This is a genomic window from Algoriphagus sp. (genome assembly GCF_029254265.1).
GTDB lineage: Bacteria > Bacteroidota > Bacteroidia > Cytophagales > Cyclobacteriaceae > Algoriphagus.
The window spans coordinates 1-1860 of sequence record NZ_JAQWXX010000035.1 but is presented as its reverse complement, the minus strand read 5'-3'; the positions used below and the strand labels follow the sequence as shown (position 1 = coordinate 1860).

The window sequence follows — 1860 nt, the reverse complement described above, 5'->3', positions numbered from 1 at the left end:
ACCTGGACGAGTTTTGTTACAAGCTCAACAGAAGATACTTCGGTCAAAAACTCTTTGACAGACTCATCATTGCTTCGATTTAATCATACTGGCAAGATTGCGGATATACATAATAATTTATATGGTAATTATCGATAATGCATTAAAGAAAAGACACTCTGAAAATAATCCTATAAAAGTTGCAATGATTGGGGCAGGTTTTATGGCTCGGGGCATTGCCAATCAAATGGTCAATTCTGTTCCAGGAATGCGGTTAGTCGCAATTTTTAATAGGAATGTTGAAAGGGCAAGAGAGGTGTATTTGGAAGCAGGTGTTCAGGAGGTAATGTACACTGCCAAAAAGAATGAATTAGAGGATAATATCAGGAGTGGAAAATTCAGCATAACTGATCATGCAGATATTTTATGTGAAGCGGACGGAATAGATGCCATCATTGAGGTTACGGGAGCGATAGAATTCTCTGCACATGTTATTCTCAAAGCCTTTGAGCATAAGAAACATGTTATCTTGATGAATGCTGAAGTGGATGGTACTATAGGTCCCATTTTAAAAGTATATGCAGATAGGGCAGGAGTAATTCTTACTAATGCTGATGGCGATCAACCAGGAGTTGAAATGAATCTTTATCGATTTGTTAAGTCTATTGGCTTAAAACCCGTTTTATGTGGAAATATTAAAGGGTTACATGACCCATATAGAAATCCGACTACACAAGAAGGGTTTGCGAAACAATGGGGACAAAATCCTAGAATGGTGACTTCCTTTGCAGATGGAACTAAAATATCCTTTGAACAAGCAATCGTTGCAAATGGAACTGGAATGAAGGTAGCTAAAAGAGGAATGTTTGGTCCAACTGTAGCAAGCGGAACCCCTCTGAAGGATGTGTTTCAGGATTTATATCCTTTGGAAACACTTTTAGAAGGGAATGGCATAGTAGATTATGTAGTAGGAGCTGATCCTGGGCCGGGAGTTTTTGTCCTTGGAACACATGACGATCCCAAGCAACAGCATTACCTTAATTTATATAAACTAGGAAAGGGGCCCTTATATCTTTTTTATACTCCTTATCACCTTTGCCATTTTGAAGTTCCTTTAACCGTCGCCAGAGCGGTTCTTTTCCATGATGCTGCTCTAGCTCCTATCGGAAAACCCATGGTAGATGTTGTCGCTGCTGCAAAAGTCGATCTCAAAAAGGGTGAAAAAATTGATGACCTTGGGGGTTATATGACTTATGGTTTATGTGAAAATTATGAGGTTTCGATAAAGGAAAACCTATTGCCAATAGGTCTAGCAGAAGGTTGTTTGCTGAAAAATGATATTTCAAAAGACCAAGTATTGACTTATGATGATGTAATTATTCCATCAAACAGGCTTTGCGATAAATTAAGAGCTGAGCAAATATTATTCTTTCAATAATTGTAATCTAAAAGACATATTCACGGAAATTGAAATCTAAGTTATTAGGCGAAATTTTGTAAATTGGCTGAAAAGTAGACAGTAGTAAGATTAGGAGATTCAGTTTTTTGGGCGTTTTGGTCTGATTTTTTAAAGAAAATTCTAATTTCTGAAAATTTGGTTTTGATAGTTAGTTGTTAGAATCCAAAGCAAACTTCTTATTAAAAACCGTAACACGGTTTACAATTTTGGAATATCTTCGATTTTGCTACTTTATTTTTTAAATTTGAAATAGTTCCTTTTCAAAAGGTTGGGGGAAAAGATTTTTCAAAAAAATACAATTACATAACAACTAGGTTTTCGTGCGGCTTGCAAAGCCAAGCATGAAACCGCTGTTGCACGGAACCGGTGAAGTTCCTATGGGGATTGAGTCGGGATTTTATGGGAATTTGGACGATGGGAAG

General features: G+C 37.0%; 1 protein-coding gene. It reads left to right on the top strand.

The genetic code is table 11. The features are described 5' to 3' along the window. Nucleotides 1–121: 121 nt before the first annotated feature. The gene (locus tag P8O16_RS04760) at nt 122–1417 is read left to right on the top strand and encodes a Gfo/Idh/MocA family oxidoreductase (protein WP_300311411.1); all 1296 of its coding nucleotides are present in this window, start codon (nt 122–124) and stop codon (nt 1415–1417) included. Nucleotides 1418–1860 lie beyond the last annotated feature (443 nt).